At 72.3% G+C, this 1,141-nt stretch carries 1 protein-coding gene and 1 pseudogene; one reads left to right on the top strand and one right to left on the bottom strand.

What is annotated here, in order from left to right:
* Positions 1-467, bottom strand: a 467-nt coding sequence (locus ACLWS4_RS37115) for a hypothetical protein (RefSeq protein ID WP_416876438.1), incomplete at its 3' end; no start/stop codon positions are given.
* A 1-nt stretch (position 468) separates the two neighbouring features.
* On the opposite strand from ACLWS4_RS37115, the pseudogene ACLWS4_RS37110 reads away from it, so the two are divergent.
* Positions 469-1,141: pseudogene (locus ACLWS4_RS37110) on the top strand (hypothetical protein); the annotation flags it as partial.

The raw sequence follows: 1,141 nt of genomic DNA, 5'->3' as shown, positions 1-1,141 counted from the left end.
ATGACCGTGAACGACCTGCCGGCGGATGGTCCGGTGAAGGGCGGGTCGCCGAAGGAGAAGCCGCTGGTCGACCGGGGCACCGGGTCCACGTTGGACGGCAAGCCCGGTGAGAGGTGGGTGTCCCGGGACTCGGGCGACCGCAGGTCGACGACCATGGACGACCTCAAGAAGTCGGGGGACGCGGACACCCCCTCGCCGAGGGAGCACGAGGGCGGCACCGACGGGTCGAAGCAGACGCCCTCCGAGAGCACGGCCCCGGGCAAGGGGGGCCGGCCCACCCCGGACCAGACGCGGCAGAACGGCCGGCAGGAGGGGACGACGACGAAGTCCGAGGGCTCGGCGCCGAAGAAGCCCACCGTGCGGCCGTTCGGTCCCGAGAAGGTGAGGACCCTCGCCGATGGCCCCCAGGACGGGGCGGGGCCGAGGAGCAGCACCTCGGAGTCGGGGATGCGACCCGGCGGCTCCAACGTGAAGACCGTCACCGAGGCCAAGCCGACCGAATCCGGGGCGGGCGGCTCGACCAAGGTCGGATCGTCCACCGAGAAGCCCGTGAGCAAGACGGAACCCTTCTCCGGCCGGGGCGATCGTCTCGGCGAGGGGCCGCGGGTCTCCGAGGACGCCGGAGCGTCGAACCGAACCGGCCCGCGGAGCGGATCCCAGCAGGAGTTCCCGAACGCGGAGACATCGACGAACAGCCGGGGTCCGCAGTCGGAGCTGGCGGCGAAGCAGGAGACCGCGGCGAACGCCCGGATCGCCAAGGCCAAGGCCGAGGCCGATGCGGCGGCAGCGGCGAAGGCGGGTGCGGGGTCCGAGGCCGGCAACGCGGGGGCGAAGGTGAAGTCCGGTGCGGGGGTTGAGGGTTCGGGTTCGTCGGAGCGGGTCAAGTCGTCGGCGGAGTTGACGGACAAGCGGGAGGTCGCGGCGAGGCGGGAGGCCGCGGGGAATGCCTGGGCGACGGAGCCCAAGGGTGAGGCGCCTGCTGGGGCGAAGGTGAAGTCCGGTGCGGAGGTTGAGGGTTCTGGTTCGTCGGAGCGGGTCAAGTCGTCGGCGGAGTTGACGGACAAGCGGGAGGCCGCGGCGAAGCGGGAGGCTGCGGGGAAGGATTGGGTGACGCCCAAGGGTGAGGAGCCTGCTGGGGCGT

This window comes from Kitasatospora sp. SC0581 (assembly GCF_048159585.1).
Lineage (GTDB): Bacteria > Actinomycetota > Actinomycetes > Streptomycetales > Streptomycetaceae > Kitasatospora.
Note: the sequence above shows the minus strand (reverse complement) of the source record. Positions and strands in the feature narration are given on the sequence as shown.